Below are 24054 nucleotides of genomic sequence, written 5' to 3'. Positions count from 1 at the left end.
GTCCCCCGTTCCCCCGTTCCCAACTGACTCGCAGCTCAGGTCGTTTTGGGGGCTCAAAACGACCTGAGCTGCGAGTCAGTTGGGCTGCCAGCCGCGGCCGGCGAGGGCAGTCAGCACCTTGGCGACGGCGGCGCGTGCGTCGTTCTCCATGTGCCGTTTCGAGATTCGGACCAGGATCCAACCGGCGCCGTTGAAATCCTCTTCCCTGGCGATGTCCCGGACGATCTGCGCCGCGGCTGAGTGCACGGCTCCCTCGTACTCCACAGCAACCCGGTGCTCCGGATAGGCCATATCCGGTTCACGTACGATACCGGAGCCCAGGACCGTGACCGCGTTCAGTGTCGGCTCCGGCAGGCCAGCGCGACCCAGTGCGAGCCGAAGCCTCGTCTCCGGGCCCGAGTCCGCGCCGATCCTGGCCTGCTCCAAGGCGAGCCGGGCCTTGCGGATGCCGGGCGTACCCCGGTGCCGGTCCAGCATCTCAGCGAGTTGCTCCGGACTGGCATAAGGCGCGGACCGGTTCTCAAAGGCAGGCCGGGGATGGCGCAGCAGATGGTCCGCTACCACTGTTAGTTCGTCGATGCTCATCTTTCGGGCACAGTCCAGCCACGTCCTGGTCCGGGTGGTGACCAGGACGCCGTCGAGCCGGGTGATTTCGTCGTCGAAGAACTGCCCGACGTGGCCGATCACGCCCCTGCGCCGCGGTATTGCCATCGTGTCCGGCCGGGAGATATGGATGCCTGGAGCAGAGGAGCCCGGCAGGAATCCCGGGAAGTCCCAGATCAGAAAGGCTGTCGCATGGGATGCTGCGGAGAATTGCGTCACAAGGGTGAGGGGACGAGCCTGCAGATCCAATGCGGCGGACGGTTTTGACGGCAGCCGGATCCCGCGGCTCGGAACATCCAGGGAGCGATGCCTGAGCCGGCGCCGGCTGGCTCCGGCATCAAGTGCCTCCTGGAGTGTAAAGGGCGCCAGTCCGAGCGGCGCCGGAAGCGGCCGCGGTGTCTTCATCGACCCATCGTCGCAAAGCCGAGGACTTCGCCGGAGGGTTATCCACAAGCCATGGCGGGTGAACCCAACTGACTCGCAGCTAAGGCCGTTTTGAGCGCCCAAAACGGCCTTAGCTGCGAGTCAGTTGGGGGCGCTAGTTGGGGGGGCGCTACTTGGGGGGCGGGGGCGCTAGTTGGGTCGAGGGGCGGCGAGGGCGGCCAGCGTGGCGACCAGCAGCCGGCGCTCCACGACCTTGATCCGCTCGTGCAGGGATTCCTCGGTCTCGCCGTCCGAGACCGCCACGGCTTCCTGGGCGATGATCGGCCCGGTGTCCACGCCGGCGTCGGCCCAGTGCACCGTGCAGCCCGTGACCTTGACGCCGTAGGCGAGCGCATCGCGGACCCCGTGGGCGCCGGGGAATGAGGGCAGCAGGGCCGGGTGGGTGTTGAGGTATTTGCCGCCGAACGAGTCAATGAACTCCGCGCTGACAATCCGCATAAAGCCTGAGGACACCACGACGTCGGGCGAATACGCGGCGACAGCACCGGTCAGCGCGGCGTTCCAGTCAGCCCGGTCCGGATATGCCTTGAAGTCCACCTCGAAGGTCGGGATGCCGGCGGCGGCAGCACGCTGCACCCCGTAGGTTCCGGGCCGGTCCGCCCCGACGGCGGCGATCCCGACGTCGAGATCGCCCGCCGCGACAGCGTCGATGACGGCCTGGAGATTGGACCCGGTGCCGGAGACGAGGACTACGATGCGCATGGTCCTAGCTTATGGGGCCGCTCGCGTAGGCTGGAAAACATGAATCCCCCGAACGACTCCGCCTCCGGCCCGGGCGGCCAGCACCCGCTCAGCGACGCAGCCAAAGCCGCGCAGGCAAAAACCCATCTGCTGTTCCGGAGCTTTATCGTGGCGGTGCTGGGATCGTTTTTCGTCTACCAGCTGGATATCAGCTACCTCTGGCTCAGCGGACTCCTCACGGCCGTTGCCGCCGTACTGGGAATTATGGTGCTGGTCCGCTACGCCAGGCTCAAGGAATCCAAGCTGGTGCTGTTCGGGACGATTTCCGGTCTGGTGGTCGTGGCCATCCAGGTGGTGCTGCTGCTGACCTCAGTGCTGTTCTTCAACCAGGTCCGGGACTACCAGCAATGCAGCCGCCACGCCCTCACCCAGTACGCGTCGTCCATCTGCCAGACCCAGCTGGAAAAATCGCTGCCCCAGTTCCGCTAAACACGGCGCCCGGTTACCGGGATGCCGTCTCCAGCTCCGATTCACGCAGCGTCTGCTGGCGTTCCAGCCACGGTCCCGCGACAGAGCCGATGACGACGCCGACGGCGACCTCCACGGCCAGGAACACCGCCATCCGAAGCGGGTCGGGACCAATCTCGGTGAGCCGTCCGATCCCGGCGGATCCCCCGGCCAGCCAGGCCAGGCCGGCACCGAGCAGCCCGGCGATGCTGCCTACCATCGCGCCGAGCACCAGTGTGGAAGCCGTGGCCGTGAACCAGCGGGCGTGGATCTTGATGGAGAGCCATTCGTCAAAGTGGTTTTCGCCTTCGCGCAGGAACCACCACCCGGCCAGCGTGCCGGCGAGGACCGGCACCACCAGCGCAGCCGCCGCATAGTCCAGCGTCCCGGCTGGCAGCGCCGCGAACACCGGGATCGACGGCAGGGGTCCGACGGCGGTGCCGAGCGCCCCCGCTTGGGAGCCGATGCCAAGGGCGACGCCCGCCCCGGACGTCCAAGCGAGCGCGACCACCGCCAGGTTGGGCAGGAATCCGAGCTGCGCGATGGTCAGGGCGGCACCCCCGAAGGGTCCGGCCTCAAGCCCCTCGTAGACCGCGATCACGAGGTTCCAGTGGATAAACAGGGTAACGGCAAGCAGGACGCAGCACATCGCCAGGCTGGCTGTCAGCGCCACGAAGCCGGCTTTGACCGCGGAGCCCAGGTAGGAACCGGCCCAGCGCGAGTGTTGACTGGTCCGGGAGAGCCAGGCGACGGCGTCGACGCCGATCAGCCGGCTCCAGGAACCGGCCTCGCGGCGGGCTCCGACCACCATGCCGGTGCCGAACGGGATCAACGGGATAAGCGCGGCGGACCACAGGCCCACGCCGACGTCGGCGGTGCGGCAAATGAAGCCGGTGGCCAGGCCAAAGCCTGCGTACACCAGCGAGGACCCCAGCAGCGCCTGCCAAAGCTGGTCAGTATAGGAGGCCCGGGCGAGCCGGCGGCCGGCGCGCCAGGCAAGCAGGAACGGGATCAGCGTCAACCCCAGCGGGGTAAGGGACAAAACGCCGGACTGAGGTTGGGCTGTCGCGCCCATGCCAACGGTGTCCAGCAGTAGCGGAACACCGTGGATAAGCAGCCAGGACTGGCCTGAGAGGCGGGCCAGCACGTCGGTGGCGCCGTTCTGAAATCCCGCGGTGGCCCACACGACAAAAATCGGGGCGGCCACCATCAGGGCGGAAATGACGGCTGCCTGCGCGGACTCGAGGGCTCCCTGCAGCCATAGCGGCATCGGAAGTCCACGTTCCCCGGTCTGATCAGCGCGCAGTTTCATCGTGTTCCATGGTGCCACGCGCGCGCCCCCCCTGCCGGTGCGACAGGCGCAACTGCCGCACTTCACTGCACTTCCGCCCGCTGACGACGGTTCATCCGGCATTCCACACCGACACGAAGCAGCGCTTTTTTCCTGTCTCGGCCGTAAAATTGGAGTGTCCGCAATCAGTGGTTGGAGGCACAAAATGACTACCGCATCTCCACATGCACACGGCGTTCACTTCGGACGGACAGATGTCCAGAACGTCGGCATGGGTGTTGGTACCGTCCTTATCGTCGTGGGCATCCTGGGATTCATCCCGGGCATCACCACGCAGTACAGTTCCTTGGCGTTCTTCGGACCCGGATCCACGGCCCTGTTCCTGGGCCTGTTCCAGGTATCGATGCTGCTGAACATCGTTCAACTCGCGATTGGCGCCACCGGCTGGGCCACGTCCCGGAACCCCGTGGGTTCCCGGAACTTCCTGATGGGCTTTGGCCTGCTGTACATCATCCTTAGCGTCTACGGGCTCATCGTCGGGGTGGGTTCGGCGGCCAATTTCCTGTCGCTGAACGCCATCGATGCCTGGGCCTTTATGATCCTGGGCCTGGCAATGGCCGGCGCCGGTTGGCTGATGTCCAGGCATCTGGCCGAAGACGCAAATACCCGGTAAACGAACCACCGGGACCAAGGGAGCCGCGAATGAGTACCGTTTCATAGTAAGCAGAAAATTCGTTCTACCTGCTGGTGCAGCCACTGCGTAAAAGCGCAGTTGCTGCACCAGCTTCTGTGTGGCGGCGTCCGGGCGGGATGCATCGAGCGGCGGAGGGTGCGGGTCGCAAAACCTCGCTTCTGTAAATATTTTCATTTTACTTAGGGCAAAATCATTGACCCGCTAAAAATCTTCACTATAGTTATGTGAGTCAGCTCACCAAGTGAAGGACATCGAATGACCACCGAAAGCGCCACGGGCAGCGTCCCGGTAGCTACCAGTGCACTGCTTGCCACCGTCGGCAACAAGGTGCGCTCCATGCGCAAGGAAAAAGGCATGACGCTCGCTAAGCTTTCGGAGATCACGGGCCTCAGCCCGGCAATCGTCAGCCAGATCGAACGCGGCCTGGCCAACCCGTCCTTCACCACCCTGGCGCAACTGGCCCACGGCCTGGACATCCCGGTCGGGAAATTCTTTGTCGGCCAGGAAAAGCCCAGGTCCCCGGTGGTCCGCAAAGCCGATCGGCGCAACCTGAAGGGCGTCACCAAGAAGTCAGTAGGCGAGGCGGTCTATGAGCTGCTCACGCCTGATCTTAACGGCGCTCTCGAGGCCCAATGGATTGTCAGTCCGCCCGGCCACGACACCAGCGCCACTCCTTTCCGCCACAGCGGCGAGGAGTTCGGGCTCATCCTCTCCGGCCGGAAAGACATTTTCCTGGACGGGGAATGCTATTCGCTCGAGGCCGGCGATTCCATCACTTTCGCCTCGGACACCCCGCACTGGTACAAAAACAGCTACGAAGAGGTATGCGTAGCAATCTGGGTTAACGCACCTCACGCGTGGTAGCGGCGCCGACCCCAAGCGGCCCCTACCGTCCCACCCACTGTCGCTGTCTGACCCTGACCGCCGACAGTCCTTGCCACATTCGCAGCCACCGACCGTAATCCCCGGACGGCGATGCGTCATACCCTCCCACGCCCCCAAGGCGTAAGCGTAAGGACACTTCCATGCTTGAAACACCCATGCTGAACACTCCGCAGCCCGACGACGACGTCGCGGCAACCACCCGCCCGGCCGCCAAGAAGTTCGCCCCTGAAGTCCGCAGGGGCCTGCTGAGCCTGGGCCTCGGCAACGCCCTGGAATGGTACGACTGGATGGTCTTCGGCCTCCTCTCGGCGTTCATTGGCCCGAACTTCTTTCCAAGCACCGACCCCCTCTCCGCGACCCTGAACACACTCGCCGTCTTCGCCGTCGGGTTCGCGTTCCGGCCGCTCGGCGGCGTGCTGCTGGGCACCCTGGCCGACCGGATCGGCCGGCGCCGGGTGATGCTGCTCTCCATCATGCTGATGGCGGGCACCACCCTGGTCATCGCCGTCACGCCCAGCTACCAGGAGATCGGTGCTTGGGCCGGGATCATCCTCGTCATCTGCCGCGTCCTGCAGGGCATCTCCACCGGCATCGAGGCCCCGCTCTCCACCTCGCACGCCGTGGAGCTGGCTCCGGAAGGCCGTGAAGGCTACGTCGCCGGGATCATGTCCTTCTACGTCAACATCGGCATCCTGCTCGCCTCACTGGTCAGCTTCCTCTGCAGCCTCACGCTCGGCGGGGCCGTGATGGGTGACTGGGGCTGGCGGGTGCCGTTCTTTATCGGCGCTGCCTTTGGCTTTGTTGTCCTTTACCTTCGCCGCGCCTTGCCGGAAACCATGAACCCGGAAGAGCTGGCCAACAACTCCGCCGGCGCCGTCTGGACCGGGGTCCGTAAACACTGGCTTTCCGTGCTGGCGATCGTTTTTGTTGTCGGCGCGGCCCAGGCCTACAACTACGCCTGGAACGTGGGGCTGCCCAGCGCCGCCCGCAGCAACTTCAAGGAAGATCCCACGGCTGTCTTCGCCCTCACCACCGTCCTGGGCGTGATCCTCGTGGTGGGCAGCTGGATCATCGGGAAGCTGGCTGACGGCCGGTCCATGTCCCGCTGGTTCCTCGTCACCCGGATCCTGGCCATTCCTTCCGTCTTCCTCATGCTGATGTACGTCCAGCCCGGCATCGGCGGGTTCGCCGCGGTCCTGCTCGGCGGTTCCCTCGTCCTGGTGCTGAACATGACCCTCTACAACGTGGTCAGCACCTCGCTGATGCCCAAAAACTGCCGCGGCACCGGTGTGGCGCTGGGCTACGGCATTGGCGTCGCGCTCTTCGGCGGCACCGCGTCCTTCCTCCTGGTCTGGCTGCAGTCCGTCGGCGCCGGCTGGGTCTTCCCGGTGTACGTCGCGGTCCTCTCCGTCCTGTCCATCGTCCTCTACCTCGCCGCCCGCCGTGCCAACGGCATCTTCGTCGGAAACTAAGGATCCCTCCATGAATTCCATGACTTCCCTTGAACTCAGCACCACGACGGCGGACCTCACCGCCCCCGTGATCTCCCGCTCCGATGTCCTTGTGGTGGGCGGTGGCCCCGCAGGTGTCGCCGCCGCCGTGACGGCAGCCCGGGCCGGCTCCTCCGTCACCCTGCTGGAACGCTACTCCTCGCTCGGCGGGCTCGCCTCCGGCGGGATGGTCCTGGTCCTCGATGACATGATCAACGGCCAGGAAATCACCGTCACGGGCATCGTCTCCGAATACGTCGAACGGCTGCAGAAGCTGGGCCTGGCCATCGTCCCGCCCGCGGAGGACCGCAAGGCCTCCGAGGAACTGTGGAACAAGTGGGGCCGCTTCGGTACCTTCGACTTCCACACCCACGTCACACCGAAGCCCATCTGCTACGCAGCGGCCTTTGATCCCGACGGCTGGAAGCGGATCTCCAACGACCTCGTCCGGGAAGCCGGCGTGAACCTGCGCCTGCACTCCTGGTTCTCCCGCCCGATTGTGGACAACGGCGTGATAAAGGGTGTCATCTGCGAGACCAAGTCCGGCCCGCAGGCCTTTATGGCCGACGTTGTCATCGACACCACCGGCGACATCGACGTCGCGTCCCGGGCCGGCGCCAGCCACATCAAGGACAGCTACCTCACCACCTTGGTCTTCCGGCTCGGCAACGTCGATACCAACGCCGCCGAGGCGTTTGAGCAGGCCAACCCCAAGGAAGCCCGAGCCATCAACCGCACCATCAAGCGCCTCCTCGGCGGCGCCTGGGAGCTGTGGTGGCTGAAAACCCCGATTGACGGCGTGGTCTGGTGCAATGCCCCGCACATGACCGGCTACGACGGCGTCGACCCGGCGGACATGACCGCGGCCGAGTTCGCGGCCCGGGACAAGATCTCCGAGGCCGTGGACTACGTCCGCGCCAACCTCCCCGGCTTCGAGAAGTGCTACATGCTCGACGTCGCCTCCCAGATGGGTGTTCGGCAGACCCGCCTGCTGGAGGGCGAGTACGTCATGACCAAGGATGACGTCACCACCCGCCGGCACTTTGCCGATACCGTAGCCCGCGGCCGGGACTACTACTACCCGTACCGCTCGCTGCTGCCGAAGGAAGTGGACCAGCTGCTTGTGGCCGGACGCCACTATTCCGCGACCCCCGAGGCGCAAAAGATGTCCCGCGAGATCCCGCCCTGCATGGCCATGGGCCAGGCCGTCGGCGTCGCCGCCGCGCTGGCCGTCCGGAACGGCACCCTGGTCCGCGACGTCTCCGCAGCGGAAATCCAGCAGGGCATGCGCGTCCACGGCGCGGACCCGGGCGACGTCCCGTCGTCGAACGCCACCCTGGACCTGGATTCGGTGGTGGCGGTATGAGCCTGGCTATCGATGACCTGCCGGGCGCGGCAGCCGCGCCCGGGACGGCACCAGCGCCCGCCGGCACGCCCTTGCCGCTGGACGGAATCAAGATCGTGGACTTCACCCAGGTGTTTATGGGCCCGTCCTGCACCCAGCTCCTCGGCGACTACGGCGCTGACATCATTAAGGTCGAACGCCCCGGCGCCGGGGACATCTCGCGCAACTCGTTCCCGGACAAGGACGGCCAGGACAACCCGATCTTCCTGTCCATCAACCGGAACAAGCGCAGCATCTCCGTGGACACCCGCACCGAGGAGGGCAAGGCAGTGCTCCGCCGCCTGCTTTCCGATGCCGATGTGGTGGTCAGCAACTTCCGCTCCGGCGTGATGGAGCGGATGGGCTTTGGCTATGAGGAGCTCAAGGAACAGAACCCGGGCATCATCTGGGCCTCCGGAACGGGTTTTGGCCCCATCGGTCCTTACTCGCACAAGGGCGGCCAGGACGCGATCGCCCAGGCCTACTCCGGTGTCATGTGGCGCCGCGAATCGGACGACCAGAAGCCCTCGATCTACCCCACCACGCTGTGTGACTACATCACCGGCATGCACCTGATGCAGGGCATTCTGCTGGCGCTGCGCACCCGCGAAACCGCCGGCGTCGGGCAGAAGGTGGAGGTGACCATGTACGACTCCATGCTGCACCTGCAGATGCAGGAGGCGTGTATGCAGCTCAACCGCGGCTACGAGGTCAACTGGGGTGCCATGCCGCTCAGCGGCGTTTTCGAAACCACCGACGGCGCCGTGTGCATGGTGGGCGGTTTCACGCCGGACCCGCTGGCGCGGATCTCCGAAGCCCTGGGCCTGGCCGAGGACCTCACGCTCCGGCCCGAGTTCGCCAATCTGGAGCAGCAATTCCAGCACAAGCCGGAGCTGCAGGCGATCTTCCGCGAGCGCATCGCCACGAACAGTACCGAATACTGGACCACAAAGCTGGAGGACCAAGGCCTGCTGAACGCCCCGGTGCACACCTTGGAGCAGGCCCTCGCCGACGCGCAAACGCACGCCAACGGCATGATCGTGGAGGCCGAGCACCCCGGCGTCGGAACTGTGCGGATGCTCAACGCACCGATCCGGCTCTCCGCGACCCCGCCCACGGTTCGCCGGCCCGCCCCGCAGCTTGGCCAGCACAACGTGGAGGTGCTGCTGGAAAACGGTTTCGACGCCGACGCCATCAAACGCCTGCAGCAGCTGGGGGTGCTGAAGTGACGTCCGTTGCAGAAGCTGGGGAGACCAGGGTGGATCAGGTCACCTTGGTCATCGAGAACCACGTTGCCACTGTGGTCATCGACCGCCAGCACGTGCTCAACGCCGTCGACAGCACCGCCCAGGCACGGCTCAACGCGATCTGGGCGCAACTGGAAGCAGATCCGGACGTCCGCGCCGTCGTCATCACCGGCGCCGGCACCCGGGCGTTCTGCGTCGGAGCGGACATGTCCACCGCCGCTGCGGACAAGACCGGGCTGCAGTATTGGGCCGGCCTGGACCCGAACGGCTTCGGCGGCCTCAGCCTGCGCACCAGCCTGGACATCCCGGTTATCGCCAAGGTCAACGGCTATGCGCTTGGCGGTGGGATGGAGATCGTGCTCGGCGCGGACATCGTGGTCGCCGCGGACACCGCGCGCTTTGGCCTGACTGAACCGCGCGTCGGGCGTTTGGCGCTCGACGGCGGCATCCACCAGCTGGTGCGGCGTATCCCCTACACGCAGGCGATGGGCATGCTCCTGACCGGACGGAAAGTGCCGGCCGCCGAAATGCAGTCCATGGGCCTGGTCAACGAGGTGGTCCCCGCAGGGGACCTCGACGCCGCGGTGCAGCGCTGGCTGGACCAGGTCCTCGCCTGCGCCCCCACTTCCGTGCGGGCAGTCAAACAAATGGTCACCCGGACCGGGCACCTGACTGCCACCGAGGCGCGCGGCCAGCGGCTGCCGGCCCTCATGGCGGCGCTTGACAGCGCGGACTCGGCGGAGGGTGTACGCGCCTTCCAGGACAAGCGCGCGCCGGTCTGGCCGGGACATTAGAGATGCAGCCCTTTGAGCGACCAAAAACTAAGGAGAAGCAGATGCGGCAGTCACTGGCACCCGGAGTGTGGGGTGTTCTCGCAACGCCATTCCAGGGCAGCACCCTGGATGTCGACACCGACAGCCTCGCCCGTCTCGTGGCCTACTACGAATCCATCGGTGCTACCGGCCTGACCGTCCTGGGTGTGTTCGGCGAGGCCGCGGCCCTGACCCCGGCGGAACGCGGCTTGGTCTTGGAAGTCGTTGTCGAGGAAACGACCCTTCCCCTGGTGGTGGGCGTAACCTCGCTCTACACCGGCACGGCTGTCGAGGAAATACGGGCAGCCCAGGCCGTGGCCGGCGAGCGCCTCGCAGCCGTGATGGTGCAGGCCAACTCCGCTAACCCCGCCGTGGTCAGCGCGCACCTGAACGCGATCCATCAGGCAACCGGCGCCAACGTGGTGCTGCAGGACTATCCGCTGGCCAGCGGAGTCAGCATCAGCACCGAAGCGCTGATCTCGGTGGTGCAGGCATGCGGCCACGTCATCGCCGTCAAGGCCGAGGCGCCGCCCACCTCCGTGGCCATCGCACGGCTCAGCCGGGCCCTCGAAGTGTCCGTGTTCGGCGGGCTCGGCGGCCAGGGGCTGCTGGACGAGCTGCAGTCCGGTGCCGCCGGTGCCATGACCGGATTCTCCTACCCCGAGGCCCTGATCGCCTGCGTCCGCGCCTGGCAGCGGGACGGGTACGAGGCGGCCCGGGACGCACTGCTGCCCTACCTGCCGCTGATCAACTTCGAGCAGCAGGCCCGGATCGCGCTGTCCGTCCGCAAGGAGTGCCTGCGCCGGCGGGGCCTCATCGCCGACGCCGGCGTCCGCGCCCCGGCCGCGCCGTTCCCGGAAACCCTCCGGCTGAGCATGCTCACGCACCTGGCGGAGGCCGCGGCGGCCCTTGACGCACGGCCCCCCGAACCGGTCACGGTGCCGGCCACGGTCATCCACACAACGGCAGGGAGTTTCTGATGGACCTCGGAATCAGCACAAAGACCGCATTTGTGGCCGCGTCCACCGGCGGCCTGGGGCTTGCCATCGCCCGAGCCCTCGCCGCCGAAGGCGTGCGTGTGGCCGTCACCGGCCGGCGCCAGGTCCGCGCCAAGGAAATCGTGGCCGAACTGACGGACGCCTACGGGCCGGGCGCCGTCGCGATCGAGGCGGACCTCGGCACGGCCGAAGGGGTGGCGGCCGCCGTCGAGCAGGCCGTGGCGGAACTCGGCCCTATCGACATCCTTGTGCTCAACGGGCCCGGCCCCAAGCCCGGCGCTGCGGCCACCCTCAGCGCGGACGACCTCGCGGCCGCCTTCGACCTCCTGGTCAAGCCGCACCACGCGCTCATTTCCCACGTGCTGCCTGGCATGCGGGAACGGCGCTGGGGACGGATCCTCGCCGTCGGCTCCAGCGGTGTGGTGGCGCCGCTGACTAACCTGGCCGTGTCCAACACCGGGCGCGCAGCGCTGGCCGGCTACCTGAAAACCCTCGCCGCCGAGGTCGCGCTGGACGCCGTCACGGTGAACATGCTCCTTCCCGGCCGCATCGCCACCGACCGCGTAGCCGAATTGGACCAAGCCGCCGCCAAGCGCCGCGGCAGCACCGTCGAGGAAATCCAGCTCGAGTCCCGCAAGACCATACCCGCCCGCCGCTACGGCGAACCCGCGGAGTTCGGCGCTGCTGCCGCGTTCCTCTGCAGCACTCCGGCCTCGTACATCACCGGCATCGCGCTGCGGTGCGACGGCGGCCTGATCCGCAGCCTCTAACCGACCGCTTCCAGACCTCCGAACTCTTCCCGACCACCCGAAGGAACACCATGACTTCCACGGCAACAGACTTCACCACCCCCGCAGAGACCTCCGCCGACCGCGAACTCATCACCGCCCGGCACCTCATCAACGGCCAATGGCTCGGCAGCGCAGACACCGAGCGGTTCAACCCGGCCCGGCCCGGCGAGCTCGCTGCCCTCTCCCCCAGCGGCACCGCCGCGGACGTCGACGCCGCCGTTAGCGCAGCCGCCGCCGCGCAGCCGGCCTGGGCTGCACTGCCGGCCCCCTCCCGCGGCGCGATCCTGCTGGCCGCCGGCAATCTGCTCCTGGACCGCCAAGCCGCCATCGCCGGGGACCTGGTCCGTGAGGAAGGCAAGACCCTCGCCGAGGCCAAGGGCGAGGTCAAGCGTGCCGCCGACGTGCTGCGCTTCTTCGGCTCCCTCGGCTGGGCCGCGACCGGCGAAGTCCTCCCCAGCGGCCTGCCGGACACCACCATCACCACCAGGCGCGAGCCGCTCGGCGTCGTCGGGCTGATCACGCCCTGGAACTTCCCCATCGCCATCCCGGCGTGGAAATCCGCCCCCGCGCTGATCAGCGGCAACGCCGTGGTGATCAAACCGGCCGAGCTCACTCCGCTCTCCGCCACCCACCTCGCCCGCGCGCTGCAGGACGCCGGGCTGCCCGCCGGGGTGTTCAACGTGGTGCACGGCAAGGGCCGGGTGGTGGGCGACGCCCTGGCCCGCGACCCGCGGATCGCGGGGCTGTCCTTCACCGGTTCGACGGCGGTGGGCCTGGGCCTGCAGGAGATCCTGAACGCCCGCCGGGCCCGGGTGCAGCTGGAGATGGGCGGCAAAAACGGTGTTCTGGTGCTTGACGACGCCGATGCCCGCAAGGCCGCCAAGGTGGTCGCCGCCGGAGCGTTCGGGCTCACCGGCCAGGCCTGCACCGCAACGTCCCGCGTCTACGTCACGCCCGGCATCCGCTCGGAATTCCTTGCCGCACTGACGGAGGAGGCCGCGGCGTACACGCCCGGGGACGGACTGGACGCTGCGATGGGTGCCGTGGTGAGCCGGCAGCAGTTCGAGCAGAACCAGGCGGCGGTGCGCTCCGCCGTCGAACGCGGCGCCACGCTGCTGGCCGGTTCATACGACGGCGACCCCGCCGGGCCGCTGGTCTTCCCGGCGGCGGTGCTCACCGAGCTGCCGTTCGATGACGCCGCCGTGTCCGAGGAGATCTTCGGCCCGGTGGTGGCCGTGCTGGAGGTCGCCGACTACCAGGCCGGACTCGCCGCGATCAACGATTCCCGCTACGGCCTCACCGCCGGCATCTGCACCGATTCGCTGGCGTTCGCCACGGACTTCGCCGCGCGGGCGCAGGCCGGCGTTATTAAGGTCAACCGTCCGACGGCGGGCCTGGACCTCAACGTGCCGTTCGGCGGCGTCAAGGACTCCTCCACAAACACATTCCGCGAACAAGGAAAGTCGGCCCTGGACTTCTTCACCTGGGGCAAGACCGTCTACACGGGGGTGTAGCCCACCATGACGTACGTGATCGCCCAGCCCTGCGTAGATGTCAAGGACAAGGCGTGCATCGACGAGTGCCCGGTGGACTGCATTTACGAGGGTGAACGGGCGCTGTACATCCATCCCGCCGAGTGTGTGGACTGCGGCGCCTGCGACCCGGTCTGCCCGGTCGAAGCGATCTACTATTCGGAGGACGTTCCGGATGAGTGGGCCGACTACGTCCGGGCCAACGCCGAGTTCTTCGAGGAGCTCGGGTCACCACAGGGGGCCGCCACGGTCGGGAACCTGGGCCGCGACCACCCGGTGGTGGACCGGGAACCCGTACCGGCCCGCTAGGTCCCGGCGTGCGGAGCCGGCGCGGTGTTGTCGCGGGCCCGGACCCGCAGCACAAAATCGCAGCACAAACCCGCAGTCACTTGCAGGACCCGGCCGTCAAGCGCCCCGCTTGACGGCCGTTTGTGTCGAATTGCCTGCGCCGATGGCCGCCCGACTGCGAGAATGGCCCGATGAGCGCCATCATCCTGGGCTGGGACCCGGACCCTCGGAACGACTGGAATGACTGGAATGACGCAACAGTTCGCGGCCGTGTCGCCGAGGCCGGCCGGTGTTTTGTGCCGTGGCGCGTCAACGGTGCGTGGAACTTGTCCGCTGGCACCGACGCTTGGCTTTTTCTGCAGGGGCCTGGCGGCCGCGGACTGATCGGCCATGGTGTTGTGGTCTCCGAGCAGCAGGACGCGGCGCAACGGGCGGCGGCGCAACGGGCGGCGGCGCAACAGGAATCCGGGCAGGCGGTAGCCGGGCAGGCGGTAGCCGGGCAGGTGGCTGCCCGGCTACCGGGCACCGTGCAGGACGATGCGCCGGTGTTTGTGCACCTGGCCGTCGATGCGCTGCTGCCGCCCGGTGAGCACATCGCCGTCGCCGTCCTCAAGGCTGCGGTTCCCGGGATCGAGTGGGAGGATGTCGACGCATTCGGGCTGGGCGTTGAACCGGCGGACGAAGCGGCGCTCAGGGCCCTGTGGCGCGACGCCGGGCCACCGGCGGGCGCGGACCCCACCCAACACCCTCCCGGCACCTACCCGCAGGGCGCCGTTACCCGGGCGGAGGTGAACCGCTACGAACGTGATCCCGACGCGCGGCGGGCCTGCATCGCGCTCCACGGCACAAGCTGCGCAGCATGCGGCTTTTCCTTCGAACTCACCTACGGAGACGTCGGCGCGGACTTGATGCCCGTACACCACCTTGTCCCGGTGTCCCGTCTCGGCAGCCGCTATGAACTGGACCCCCTCACAGACCTCGTCCCGCTCTGCGCCAACTGCCACGCCGTGGCCCACCGGGGCGTGAGCACGGCCCGGACCGTCGCCGAATTGCGCCGGATCATCGCCGGCGCCGGATTCCTGCGTGACTCCGTCGTCACCGCCGAACAACTTGAGTCCCAGCGGCAGGCCCGGGAACTCCTCGGGCCGCCGGAAGCTTAACCAGGGAAAGCTGTCGAGCTGCTGTAGGTCCGGCCGCGGAGCATGCCCACTCTTGGCCCCGGCCCAAGCGCATCCCCGCCCCAACCGTTGGACATGCCCACTCTTGGCGGCGACCCGGGCGCATCTGCGGCCTATGTCCACCCCTCACCCCGGCCGCGGAGCATGCCCACTCGGACGCGTGCGAGGCAAAGCGACCACACCCCGTTAACCCACTCTTTTCTCCCCCGCCACGCGCCCTACCCCGTGCCGAAAGCCTGCCCCCGCAGTGTTGAGGGGTGAGGATCGCAATTGTGGCTGAATCATTCCTGCCCTTGATGAACGGCGTAACAAATTCCATCCTGCGCGTCCTGGAGCATCTTCAGGAGCGCGGGGACGAGGTGCTGGTAATTGCTCCGTCGACCCAGGACACCGGAGCCCCCGACGAGGTCTATGGAGCGAGCATCCACCGGCTGCCCTCGGTCCCGCTCGCCGGCTACACGAACGTCCGGGTGGCCATGGGCGGTGTTTACCGGGTCAAGCGAATCCTTGCCGAGTATGCACCGGACGTGGTCCACCTGGCGTCACCATTTGTCCTTGGCTGGCGGGCCGCGCAGGCAGCGCACCAGCTGGGGATCCCCACTATCGCCATCTACCAGACCGAGGTCCCCAGCTATGCCGGCCGCTACGGTGTGCCGTTCCTGGAGAACTGGGCGTGGAGCAGGGTGGAGAACATTCATCTGCTGGCCTCACGCACCCTCGTCCCCTCCAGCTTCGCACTCCAGCAACTCCGCGGCCGCGGCATCCCACGGATCGAGATGTGGCGTCGCGGCGTGGACACCCGGCGGTTCTCCCCGGACAAGCGCGACGCCGGCTGGCGGGCTTCCGTCGCCCCGGCCGGCGAGCGCCTCATCGGCTACGTAGGCCGGCTGGCGGCCGAGAAGCAGGTGCAGGACCTGGCGGTGCTGGCCAACGTACCAGGCACCCGGCTGGTCATTGTGGGCGACGGACCGCAGCGGCAAGCCCTCGAGGACGCCCTGCCCAACGCCGTATTTACCGGCTTCCTCGGCGGTGAGGAACTGGCTCGGGCGGTGGCGTCCTTTGACCTTTTTGTCCACCCCGGCGAGTTGGAAACGTTCTGTCAGACCATCCAGGAAGCCATGGCCTCCGGCGTTCCGGTGGTCGCCACCGGCCGCGGCGGCCCGCTGGACCTGGTGGAGAACTCCCGCACCGGCTGGCTCTACGAACCCGGTGACCTGGTGGCGCTCCGGGACCGGGTGGTGGACCTGATGGGCGACGACGCCAAGCGCCGTGCGTTCGCAACCACTGCACATGCTTCGGTCCAGGGCCGTACATGGTCCATGCTTGGCGCCGAACTTGTCGCGCACTATCAAGCGGTCCTCGCCGCCGCGGAGGACCCCGGCACCTCCCACACCTCCACATCGCACGGCACCCGCGAACACGGCACCCGCGAAAGAGCCGCCTGGTAAGAATTTACTGACCAGCTGCGGAGCCGTGCTCCCGCCGGCTTCCCGCAGCGGCTCCCGCCGGAGGCAGCCGGTGCGGGCAGGGTGAAACGCCGGTGTCCCCGGCCTGGTGTTGGTACCCCGGTGATGCCCCTATGATTTTCTGAGGGCAAGACTCGTCGATGGAATACAGGTGGTCGCAGATGTTCACGGTGAAAGCCGCGTGACGGCGTCCGCGTACCCGGCACCGAGCCCCGAAGCCATTCTGGAGGCGGGTCCTGACGCCCTGCTGGTGGTGGCCGAGGACGGCACCATCTTGATGGTCAACGCAGCCGCCGAACGTATGTTCGGCTACTCCCGGGACGAACTGCTGGGACACGACCACCGTGTGCTGCTCGCCAAAGGATTCCGGAGCGGATTTCACCGGCTGTTCTTTGTGCTCCGCGAGGACGCCTGGCCGCCCCCGGTCGAGGCCTACGCCGTCCGGCGTGATGGCAGTGAGTTCCAGGGCGAGCTGACCTATTCCCTGCTTCCGCAAGACGCCGGGACCCCAGCCGCGGGACCGGCCAGCATGGCCGTCACCATCCGGGACACCTCCCGCCGGGTGCAAACGGATGCCGGGCTCCGCGAAGCCATGTCGCTGCTCAGTGCCACACTGGAATCCACTGCTGATGGCATCCTGGTGGTCAGCGCCGAAGGCCAAATCGCGGGAGTCAATAACCAGTTTGTCTCCATGTGGGGGATCCCCCGGAACCTGCTGGCCAGCCAGAACGACGAAGCCGTGATGGGCTACGTGCTGGACCAACTCAAAGATCCTGCCAAATTTGTCGAAAAGGTCACCGCGCTCTACTCCGACCCTGCCGCGGAAAGCCACGATGTCCTGGACTTCCGTGACGGCCGGACCTTTGAGCGCTATTCCCGGCCACAAACGGTTGCCAATCAGGTGGTGGGCCGCGTCTGGAGCTTCCGCGACGTCACCGCTGCCCGGCTTGCCCAGGAACAGATCACCAAGGCTATGGCCGATCTGGCCGAGCAGTCGGCCCAGCTCAAGGCCCTCGCGTTCCAGGACCCGCTCACCGGCCTCTCCAACCGCCAGCTCTTCAACGACCACCTCGCCGCCGCCCTGCTCGGGCCGTACGGGACCGCCGTCGACCTCCTGCTGCTGGACCTTGATGATTTCAAGGAGGTCAACGACATCCTGGGCCACCACGCCGGAGACCAGATGCTGATCGAAGTGGGCCGGCGGCTGCGCGGCTGCGTACGCCCGAACGACGTTGTAGCACGCCTGGGCGGTGACGAGTTCGTGGTCCTGCTGGTCGGCTCGCTGGACCCCGACGAGGTGGCCGGCCGGATCGTCGAGTCCTTGAAGGTACCGGTCTGGATTGACGGGACCATGCTGCGGCCCAGCCTCAGCCTGGGCCTGGCCTCCATCAGCGACGACGCCGTTGGCGCCTCGGAACTGCTGCGCCGGGCCGACGTCGCCATGTACGCGGCGAAGGCCGCCGGAAAGAACCGCTACCTGCGGTTCCGGCCCGAAATGCTGCAATCCCTCGTGCAGCGCACCGAGCTGGAGACCGGCCTTCGACTGGCAGTGGACAGTGGCCAGATCACAGTGCTCTACCAGCCGATCATCTCGGCCACGCTGGGCGCCGTGGTTACTGTTGAGGCCTTGGCCCGCTGGGTGCGCGACGGCGAGACCATCCCGCCGGAGCGCTTCATCCCGGCCGCGGAACGCAGCGGTCTGATTGTCGAGATCGGTACCGAGGTGCTGCTGAAGGCCTGCACCGAGCTGAAGCCTTGGCTGGCGGAGGATTCCGCACGTCGCCTGGCCGTCAATGTGTCCGGCGTTCAGCTCCAACATGGGGATTTTGCCGAACTGGTCCAGGCGGCTACCGCCTCGTGCGGGGTTGATCCGCGGCAGCTGATCCTGGAAGTCACCGAGAGTGTCTTTTTCGACGACGACGGCCACGTAATCCAGCAGCTCAACGCCCTACGAAACGCCGGGGTGGGGGTGGCGCTGGATGACTTCGGCACCGGCTACTCCTCGTTGGGCCGGTTGCAGGAGCTTCCGGTGGACACCCTCAAAATCGACCAGTCCTTCACCGCCATGATCCAAACGGGTACCGAAAAGCTGCCGATCCTCAGCTGTATGGTCACCATGGCCCACGGCCTCGGGCTGACCGTTACAGCGGAGGGCGTCGAGACAGCCGCGCAGGCCGAATACCTGATGGGGCTGGATTGCGAGTCCCTGCAGGGGTTCCTCTTTTCCGGCGCGGAGGCGCAGTCCGCGCTGAATTCGGCGATTGCGCGTTCTACCGAGGTCTTCGGCACGCTCCGGGGCGGCCGGGTCTCCGAAACCCGCTGAGCCGAACGCCGGTGGGGGTGGCACCGGCGGCAATTCCGCAGGAAAAGCCGCGATCTGCCCGGCCCCGGGGTGCTGGACACTGGCGTCGGGGACCATATGATTCAGTGAAACGCATTGCCCGCGGCAAGACCGTCGGACACCATCACCATCCGAAGCTTTGGGGGCCGGTATCGCCGTGGGACCTGGGATTGAAGAGACCTTGCTGGAGCAGGGGCCCGATGCCTTTATGCTGTTGACCGCGGACGGAACCATCGTGTTCGTCAACGCGGCGGCGGAGCGGCTCTTTGGATATCGGCGGGAACAACTGCTCGGCGGCGGGCACCAGATCCTGCTCTCCGACGACGAGCGCGGCGGTTTCCTGCGTGTGTTCGGCAGGCTGGGCAGGGGCAACCCAGCCGCGACGCTCCCGGTCGCGGCGGCAGGCCGACACCAGGATGGCCGCGAAATTTTCCTGGAGATCACCTGCTCACTGGTTCAGCACGACGGCGGCGCGGCCATGGCGGTCGCCCTCCGCGACGGAAGCCACCGCCAGGACACCGATGCCGGCCGGCGCCTGGCCGTCTCGCTGCTGGATGCCACGCTGGAAACCACCGCCGACGCGATCCTGGTGGTCTCCAACGACGGGCAGATCACCGGGGTCAACGATCAGTACCTCAAGCTGTGGAGCATGCCACCGAATCTCGTTGCGGCTTCCGACCCGATGGCCCTGATCGACTTCATCGCCGGGCAACTGGCAAACCCGGACTACTTCCGGGGAAGAGTTTCCCTGCTGTATGCGGACAAGCTGATGCAAAGCAACGACCTCCTGGAGTTCAGCGACGGCCGCACCGTGGAGCTCAACTCACGGCCGCAGGAGGTCGCAGGCGCGGTTGTTGGACGGATCTGGAACTTCCGGGATATCACTTCGCGCAGCCGAGCCCAGCACCAGGCGCGGCGCGCCATGGAAGAGCTCGCCGAACAGGCGGCCAAGCTCAAGGAACTGGCCTTCCGCGACCCGCTTACCGGCCTGGCCAACCGGATGCTGTTCAACGAACGCGCCGCCGCTGCGCTGCTGACCAGCGAACCGGTGCATGTGCTGCTGCTGGATTTGGACGACTTCAAGGAAGTCAACGACGTCCTGGGCCACCACGCCGGGGACGAGATGCTGGTGGAAATCTCCCGGCGGCTGCAGGGATGCGTCGGACCCCACGGCACCGTCGCGAGGCTGGGCGGGGACGAGTTTGTCGTGTTGCTCGTGGGCTGCCGGGACGCCGACGCTGTAGCCCAGCGGGTCGTCGGGGCCCTGAACGCCCCGGTCTCGATTGAAGGGACCCTGATGCGGCCGGGCCTGAGCCTCGGCGTCGCCTCAAGCGATGACGGGACCGCCACCTCCTCGGAACTGCTGCGGCGGGCTGACCTCGCGATGTACGCGGCCAAGGAAGCCGGCAAAAACTGCTACGTCCACTTTCGTCCGGAGATGCTCACGGCACTGCTGGAGCGCACCCAGCTCACCGCTGGGCTTCGCCGGGCGGTGGAACTGGGACAGATCAGGGTTCACTACCAGCCGGTGGTCTCCAGCGAACAACTTAAAGTCGTGCAGTTCGAGGCCCTGGCCCGCTGGGAATGGCAGGGCCAGCTGATGGCCCCGGACGGTTTTATCGAGATTGCCGAGCGCAGCGGACTGATCCGGGAGATCGGAGCCGAAGTGCTGCGGCGCAGCTGCGCAGAACTCTCAGGGTGGCTTGCGGAGGATCCGGCCCGGTCCCTGGCGGTGAACGTCTCCGGCGTGCAGTTGCAGCACCGGGACTTCGCGGAGCGGGTCCTGGACATCGCGGCGTGTGGCGGCACGGATCCGCACCAGCTGGTCCTGGAGGTCACGGAGAGTGTGTTCTTTGATGCCCACTCCCACGTCATCGAGCAGCTGGAACGCCTGCGCGGTGCCGGGATCAGGGTGGCACTGGACGATTTCGGGACCGGCTACTCCTCGCTGGGCCGGCTACAGGAGCTCCCGGTGGACGTGGTCAAAATCGACAAGTCCTTTATTTCCATTCTGCGTTCCGGGGCCGAGAAGCTCCCCATCCTGACGTCCATGATTAACATGGCCAGCAGCCTTGGGTTGAAGGTCACCGCCGAAGGCATCGAAACGCCGGCGCAGGCCAGCTACCTGATGGAACGTGGCTGCGACGCCCTGCAGGGCTTCCTGTTCTCCCGGCCGGAGCCCGAAGCCCGGCGCGAACTCGCGATCCGCCGCTCCATGTCCGCCATCGAGGCACTCGAGGCACCCGAGGCGGCACCCGAGGCGGAGCCGCTCCCGGTCTAGCCGTGCGTTCCGCCGGCCTGCAAAGGCCTGCGCCGACACACTCCGCCCCCGCGTGGGCCGAATCAGGCTACCGTGCCGTCGACCGCCTATGATTCAGTGAGGGCAGCGTCGCGTGATCTTCACACGGCGCCCGCCATCCGTATCGGTCGCTTCGAGGGCAGACAAAACAGCATGGACCCAGGGTTTGCACAATCACTTCTGGAGCACAGCCCGGATCCACTGCTGCTGCTCGATCCGGACGGATCAATCTCCTTCCTGAACCACGCGGCGGAGGAGCTCTTCGGCTACTCCCGGACGCAGCTGTTGGGCGCTGATGCGTCCTTGCTGCTGGCCGAAGCATCCCGTGAGGAGTTCCATGGCGTGCTCGCCGGGCTGGACGCCGCAACACCCCGCTCCGCAGCGCCCTTCGCCGGCTCCGGCCGCCGCTTCGACGGAAGCGCGCTTCCGGTCGAGATCACCTGCTCGCTGATCCCCGCGGCCGCAGGCTCATCAGTGTCTGCGGCGCCGTCCGTCGCATTGGCGGTCCGCGGCACCGGCCCCCGGAACGGGCTGCCGCCCAGCCGCCCAGGCTACGTCTCCGGAACAGCTCAGACGGCGCGGAGCCGCCCGGGTGCCACCGCCTCCGTTCGTATTCCCTCCGCCGTCGCCGAGCACGACGACGAGCTCAGGGCCGGCACGCTGCGGGACCCGCTCACCGCGCTGCCTAACGGCACCCAGTTCAACGACCGCCTGGCCGCTGCCCTGCGCCGTCCGGACCCGGTGGATGTGCTCCTGCTGAACCTGGACGATTTCAAAGGCCTCAACGACATACTGGGCCGGTCATCGGCCGATGAACTCCTCGTCGAGGTCGCGAACCGGCTGCGCAACTGCGTCCGCCCCCACGACACAGTTGCCAGGCTCGGCGGCGACGAGTTCGCGGTGCTGCTGACCGAGTGCCTCAACGCCGACGCGGTGGCGAAACGGATCGCCGATTCACTGTACGAACCACTGCGCGTTGGTGGCTCCCCTGTCCGGCCGGGCGTCAGCATGGGCCTGGCGTCCAAGTCCGCGCACACGCTGGACGGAGCCGAGCTGCTGCGGCAGGCCGATGCGGCCCTGAATGCCGCCAAATCCGATGGAAAAAACACCTGGCTGCGCTTCCGTCCGGACATGCTGCACGCCCCGGGCCACAGAGCCGAAGGCGAGGCCGGGCTCCGGCAGGCCGTGGAATTGGGCCAGATCTCGGTGCATTACCAGCCGGTGGTGTCGCCGGGGATCGGATCAGTGGTCCAGTTCGAGGCCTTCGCGCGCTGGGAACTGCACGGCCGATTGGTGCCGCCGAACCAGTTCCTGCCGGTGGCTGAGCAAAGCGGCTTGATCCGTGAAATCGGCGATGAGGTCATGCGCCGTGCCTGCGCGGAAATCCGGCCCTGGCTGGCCGGCGATGCCAGCCACAGCGTCGCGGTAAACGTCTCCGGCCTGCAGTTCCAGAACCGCGAGTTCGGCACGGATATTCTCGCGATCGTGGCCGCCACCGGCGTGAGCCCGCGCCAGCTGACGCTGGAACTGACCGAAAGCGCGTTTTTTGACGCCGGCAGCGATGTGCTCCGCCAGCTCCGGCAGCTCCGGGACGCCGGGGTCCGGGTTGCGATGGACGACTTCGGAACGGGCTATTCGTCGCTGCGCCGGCTCAAGGAGCTGCCGCTGGACATCGTCAAAATCGACCGGTCCTTTATATCGATGGTCGCCACCGGCCTGGAACACCTGCCGTTCTTCGACACCATGATCAAGGCCGCCCACGACCTCGGCCTGACGGTCACCGCGGAGGGCATCGAGACGCCCGCGCAGGCCAAATACCTGATGGACCGCGGCTGCGATGCACTCCAGGGGTACCTTTTCGCCAAGCCCGCCCCGGCCAGTGAACTGGCCGGGACCATGGAAAGCGCCCTGGCCGCAATCGACAGGGTCGACGCCGCCCGGTAGACCCGGCGCGGTAGACCCGGCGCGGTGACGCCCCGCCGGGTGACGCCCGGTTGAATCCGGTTACACCCGGGGATCGAGTTCCTCGAGCGGCTGGGTCACCATGGCCTCGCTGCGCTCCCACAGTCCGCGTGCGAGCTGCGCGTCGTAGGCCTGTTTGTTGGCCTTGGCCAGCGCCCGCTTGGCGTAGTAGGCCCCCGGCATCCAGTCCCGCCCCGGCGTCGACGTCGCGAGCCAAACAAGCGTGTCTGCGCCCTGTTCGGGGCTGAGCAGGAAACGGTTGAGGATGGATTTGTACGCGTGCCGCATGGGGCTGGTCGACTCGGCCGCGAAGTTGGTGGCCACCACGCCCGGGTGGAAGGCCGCCGTGGAAATTCCCGCGGCACCGTAGCGGGTGTTCAGTTCGCTGGTGAAGAGGATGTTGGCCAGCTTGGCGGTCCCGTAGGCGCGGTTGGTCGAGTAGCTTCTGGCCGCGTCCAGGTCCGTCAGGTCCAGCCTGCCGAAACCGTTGGCGGCGCTGGCGGTGTTGATCACTGTCGCCTTGCTGGCCGTGAGCACGTCCAGCAGCTCGGTGGTCAGCAGGAACGGTGCCAGGTGGTTGATCTGGAAGGTCTTTTCGTGCCCGTCGACGGTGAGCTCACGCTTGCCCATGATCCCGCCGGCATTGTTTGCCAGGACGTCGATCTGCGGGTACTTCGCCTTGAGCTGCGCTGCAAGCCGGCGCACCTGCGCCAGGACGCCAAAATCCGCGACGAAGTAGTCAGCACCGATCTCCGTTGCTACCCGCTCGGTCTTCTCCACGGAACGTCCGACGACGACCACCCGCTCCCCTGCTTTGGCAAGGGTCCGGGCAGCGGAGGCGCCGATCCCGTCACTGGCGCCGGTGATAACAATGGTGCGCTGGGTCATGGGAATCCTTTGAGCGAAAGCGGGAAGCGGGGCTTTTGGAAACAAGCCCACCGAACCACAACGATGCCGGCACCGCCAATGTTCCCGCTGAGCCGGGTGGGGTTTCCGGTGGGGGTGTTTTTGGGTGGGGTGTTAAATGCGGGAGGACCCCCAACGTGGTTGGGGGTCCTCGACCGTGTAATGATGTTCCGGCGGTGACCTACTCTCCCACACCCTCCCGGGTGCAGTACCATCGGCGCTGTGGGTCTTAGCTTCCGGGTTCGGAATGGGACC

General features: G+C 67.1%; 20 protein-coding genes and 1 rRNA gene. 16 read left to right on the top strand and 5 right to left on the bottom strand.

The features are described from left to right. Positions 1 to 75: 75 nt before the first annotated feature. Together ABIB49_RS12855 and purN are read right to left on the bottom strand one after the other, a co-directional pair. On the bottom strand, positions 76 to 1008 hold the full coding sequence (locus tag ABIB49_RS12855; protein ID WP_226775969.1) for a PDDEXK family nuclease: 933 nt from the start codon (positions 1006 to 1008) through the stop codon (positions 76 to 78). A 168-nt stretch (positions 1009 to 1176) separates the two neighbouring features. Next, entirely contained in the window at positions 1177 to 1749 is a 573-nt protein-coding gene (gene purN, locus ABIB49_RS12850; RefSeq protein ID WP_226776296.1) for a phosphoribosylglycinamide formyltransferase, read from the bottom strand. 39 nt (positions 1750 to 1788) lie between these two features. On the opposite strand from purN, the gene ABIB49_RS12845 reads away from it, so the two are divergent. Further along, positions 1789 to 2217: a hypothetical protein gene (locus ABIB49_RS12845; protein ID WP_226776297.1), complete on the top strand. Its 429-nt coding sequence runs from the start codon at positions 1789 to 1791 to the stop codon at positions 2215 to 2217. Between the two features lie 13 nt (positions 2218 to 2230). Here the strand turns inward: ABIB49_RS12845 and ABIB49_RS12840 are convergent, their stop codons facing one another. Continuing rightward, positions 2231 to 3547 carry a cell division protein PerM gene (locus ABIB49_RS12840; protein WP_354157148.1) on the bottom strand — a complete coding sequence of 439 codons (1317 nt, stop codon included), beginning with the start codon at positions 3545 to 3547 and terminating at the stop codon, positions 2231 to 2233. Between the two features lie 184 nt (positions 3548 to 3731). Here ABIB49_RS12840 and ABIB49_RS12835 point away from each other — a divergent pair, with 184 nt between their 5' ends. From ABIB49_RS12835 to ABIB49_RS12765, 15 genes are all read left to right on the top strand, one after another. Further along, positions 3732 to 4199 (top strand): DUF4383 domain-containing protein, encoded by a 468-nt coding sequence (locus ABIB49_RS12835; RefSeq protein ID WP_354157147.1) that lies wholly within the window; start codon positions 3732 to 3734, stop codon positions 4197 to 4199. 276 nt (positions 4200 to 4475) lie between these two features. Further along, complete coding sequence (locus ABIB49_RS12830; RefSeq protein ID WP_226776300.1) at positions 4476 to 5084, top strand: helix-turn-helix domain-containing protein; 609 nt, start codon at positions 4476 to 4478, stop codon at positions 5082 to 5084. A gap of 176 nt (positions 5085 to 5260) precedes the next feature. Beyond that, positions 5261 to 6577 (top strand): MFS transporter, encoded by a 1317-nt coding sequence (locus ABIB49_RS12825; protein WP_226776313.1) that lies wholly within the window; start codon positions 5261 to 5263, stop codon positions 6575 to 6577. Positions 6578 to 6596: 19 nt separating this feature from the next. Next, positions 6597 to 7961, top strand: a complete 1365-nt coding sequence (locus ABIB49_RS12820; RefSeq protein ID WP_396021319.1) for an FAD-dependent oxidoreductase — start codon at positions 6597 to 6599, stop codon at positions 7959 to 7961. Beyond that, positions 7958 to 9208: a CaiB/BaiF CoA transferase family protein gene (locus tag ABIB49_RS12815; protein ID WP_226776302.1), complete on the top strand. Its 1251-nt coding sequence runs from the start codon at positions 7958 to 7960 to the stop codon at positions 9206 to 9208. Before ABIB49_RS12820 ends, ABIB49_RS12815 begins: the two co-directional genes overlap by 4 nt. Further along, positions 9205 to 10020: an enoyl-CoA hydratase-related protein gene (locus tag ABIB49_RS12810; protein ID WP_354157146.1), complete on the top strand. Its 816-nt coding sequence runs from the start codon at positions 9205 to 9207 to the stop codon at positions 10018 to 10020. Before ABIB49_RS12815 ends, ABIB49_RS12810 begins: the two co-directional genes overlap by 4 nt. Positions 10021 to 10061: 41 nt before the next feature. Continuing rightward, positions 10062 to 11018, top strand: a complete 957-nt coding sequence (locus tag ABIB49_RS12805) for a dihydrodipicolinate synthase family protein (protein ID WP_354157145.1) — start codon at positions 10062 to 10064, stop codon at positions 11016 to 11018. Then, positions 11018 to 11806, top strand: a complete 789-nt coding sequence (locus ABIB49_RS12800; protein WP_226776305.1) for an SDR family oxidoreductase — start codon at positions 11018 to 11020, stop codon at positions 11804 to 11806. Before ABIB49_RS12805 ends, ABIB49_RS12800 begins: the two co-directional genes overlap by 1 nt. 50 nt (positions 11807 to 11856) lie before the next feature. After that, on the top strand, positions 11857 to 13341 hold the full coding sequence (locus ABIB49_RS12795; RefSeq protein ID WP_226776306.1) for an aldehyde dehydrogenase family protein: 1485 nt from the start codon (positions 11857 to 11859) through the stop codon (positions 13339 to 13341). A 6-nt stretch (positions 13342 to 13347) separates the two neighbouring features. Further along, positions 13348 to 13668 (top strand): ferredoxin, encoded by a 321-nt coding sequence (fdxA, locus tag ABIB49_RS12790; RefSeq protein WP_354157144.1) that lies wholly within the window; start codon positions 13348 to 13350, stop codon positions 13666 to 13668. Positions 13669 to 13838: 170 nt separating this feature from the next. Continuing rightward, positions 13839 to 14807: an HNH endonuclease gene (locus tag ABIB49_RS12785; RefSeq protein WP_354157143.1), complete on the top strand. Its 969-nt coding sequence runs from the start codon at positions 13839 to 13841 to the stop codon at positions 14805 to 14807. 275 nt (positions 14808 to 15082) lie between these two features. Beyond that, on the top strand, positions 15083 to 16273 hold the full coding sequence (locus ABIB49_RS12780; protein ID WP_354157142.1) for a glycosyltransferase family 4 protein: 1191 nt from the start codon (positions 15083 to 15085) through the stop codon (positions 16271 to 16273). A 169-nt stretch (positions 16274 to 16442) separates the two neighbouring features. After that, positions 16443 to 18614 (top strand): putative bifunctional diguanylate cyclase/phosphodiesterase, encoded by a 2172-nt coding sequence (locus ABIB49_RS12775; RefSeq protein WP_396021318.1) that lies wholly within the window; start codon positions 16443 to 16445, stop codon positions 18612 to 18614. A 175-nt stretch (positions 18615 to 18789) separates the two neighbouring features. Next, positions 18790 to 20913 (top strand): putative bifunctional diguanylate cyclase/phosphodiesterase, encoded by a 2124-nt coding sequence (locus tag ABIB49_RS12770; protein ID WP_354157141.1) that lies wholly within the window; start codon positions 18790 to 18792, stop codon positions 20911 to 20913. A gap of 171 nt (positions 20914 to 21084) precedes the next feature. Continuing rightward, positions 21085 to 22875 (top strand): putative bifunctional diguanylate cyclase/phosphodiesterase, encoded by a 1791-nt coding sequence (locus ABIB49_RS12765; RefSeq protein WP_354157140.1) that lies wholly within the window; start codon positions 21085 to 21087, stop codon positions 22873 to 22875. Between the two features lie 60 nt (positions 22876 to 22935). Here ABIB49_RS12765 and ABIB49_RS12760 read toward each other — a convergent pair whose 3' ends face one another. Both ABIB49_RS12760 and rrf read right to left on the bottom strand, forming a co-directional pair. Continuing rightward, entirely contained in the window at positions 22936 to 23781 is an 846-nt protein-coding gene (locus ABIB49_RS12760) for an SDR family NAD(P)-dependent oxidoreductase (RefSeq protein ID WP_354157139.1), read from the bottom strand. Positions 23782 to 23967: 186 nt separating this feature from the next. Further along, positions 23968 to 24054: ribosomal RNA gene (gene rrf, locus ABIB49_RS12755) — 5S ribosomal RNA — on the bottom strand; the annotation flags it as partial.

Source organism: Arthrobacter sp. UYCu512, from assembly GCF_040547075.1.
Classification (GTDB): domain Bacteria; phylum Actinomycetota; class Actinomycetes; order Actinomycetales; family Micrococcaceae; genus Arthrobacter.
This window is presented reverse-complemented; position numbering and strand designations above follow the sequence as displayed.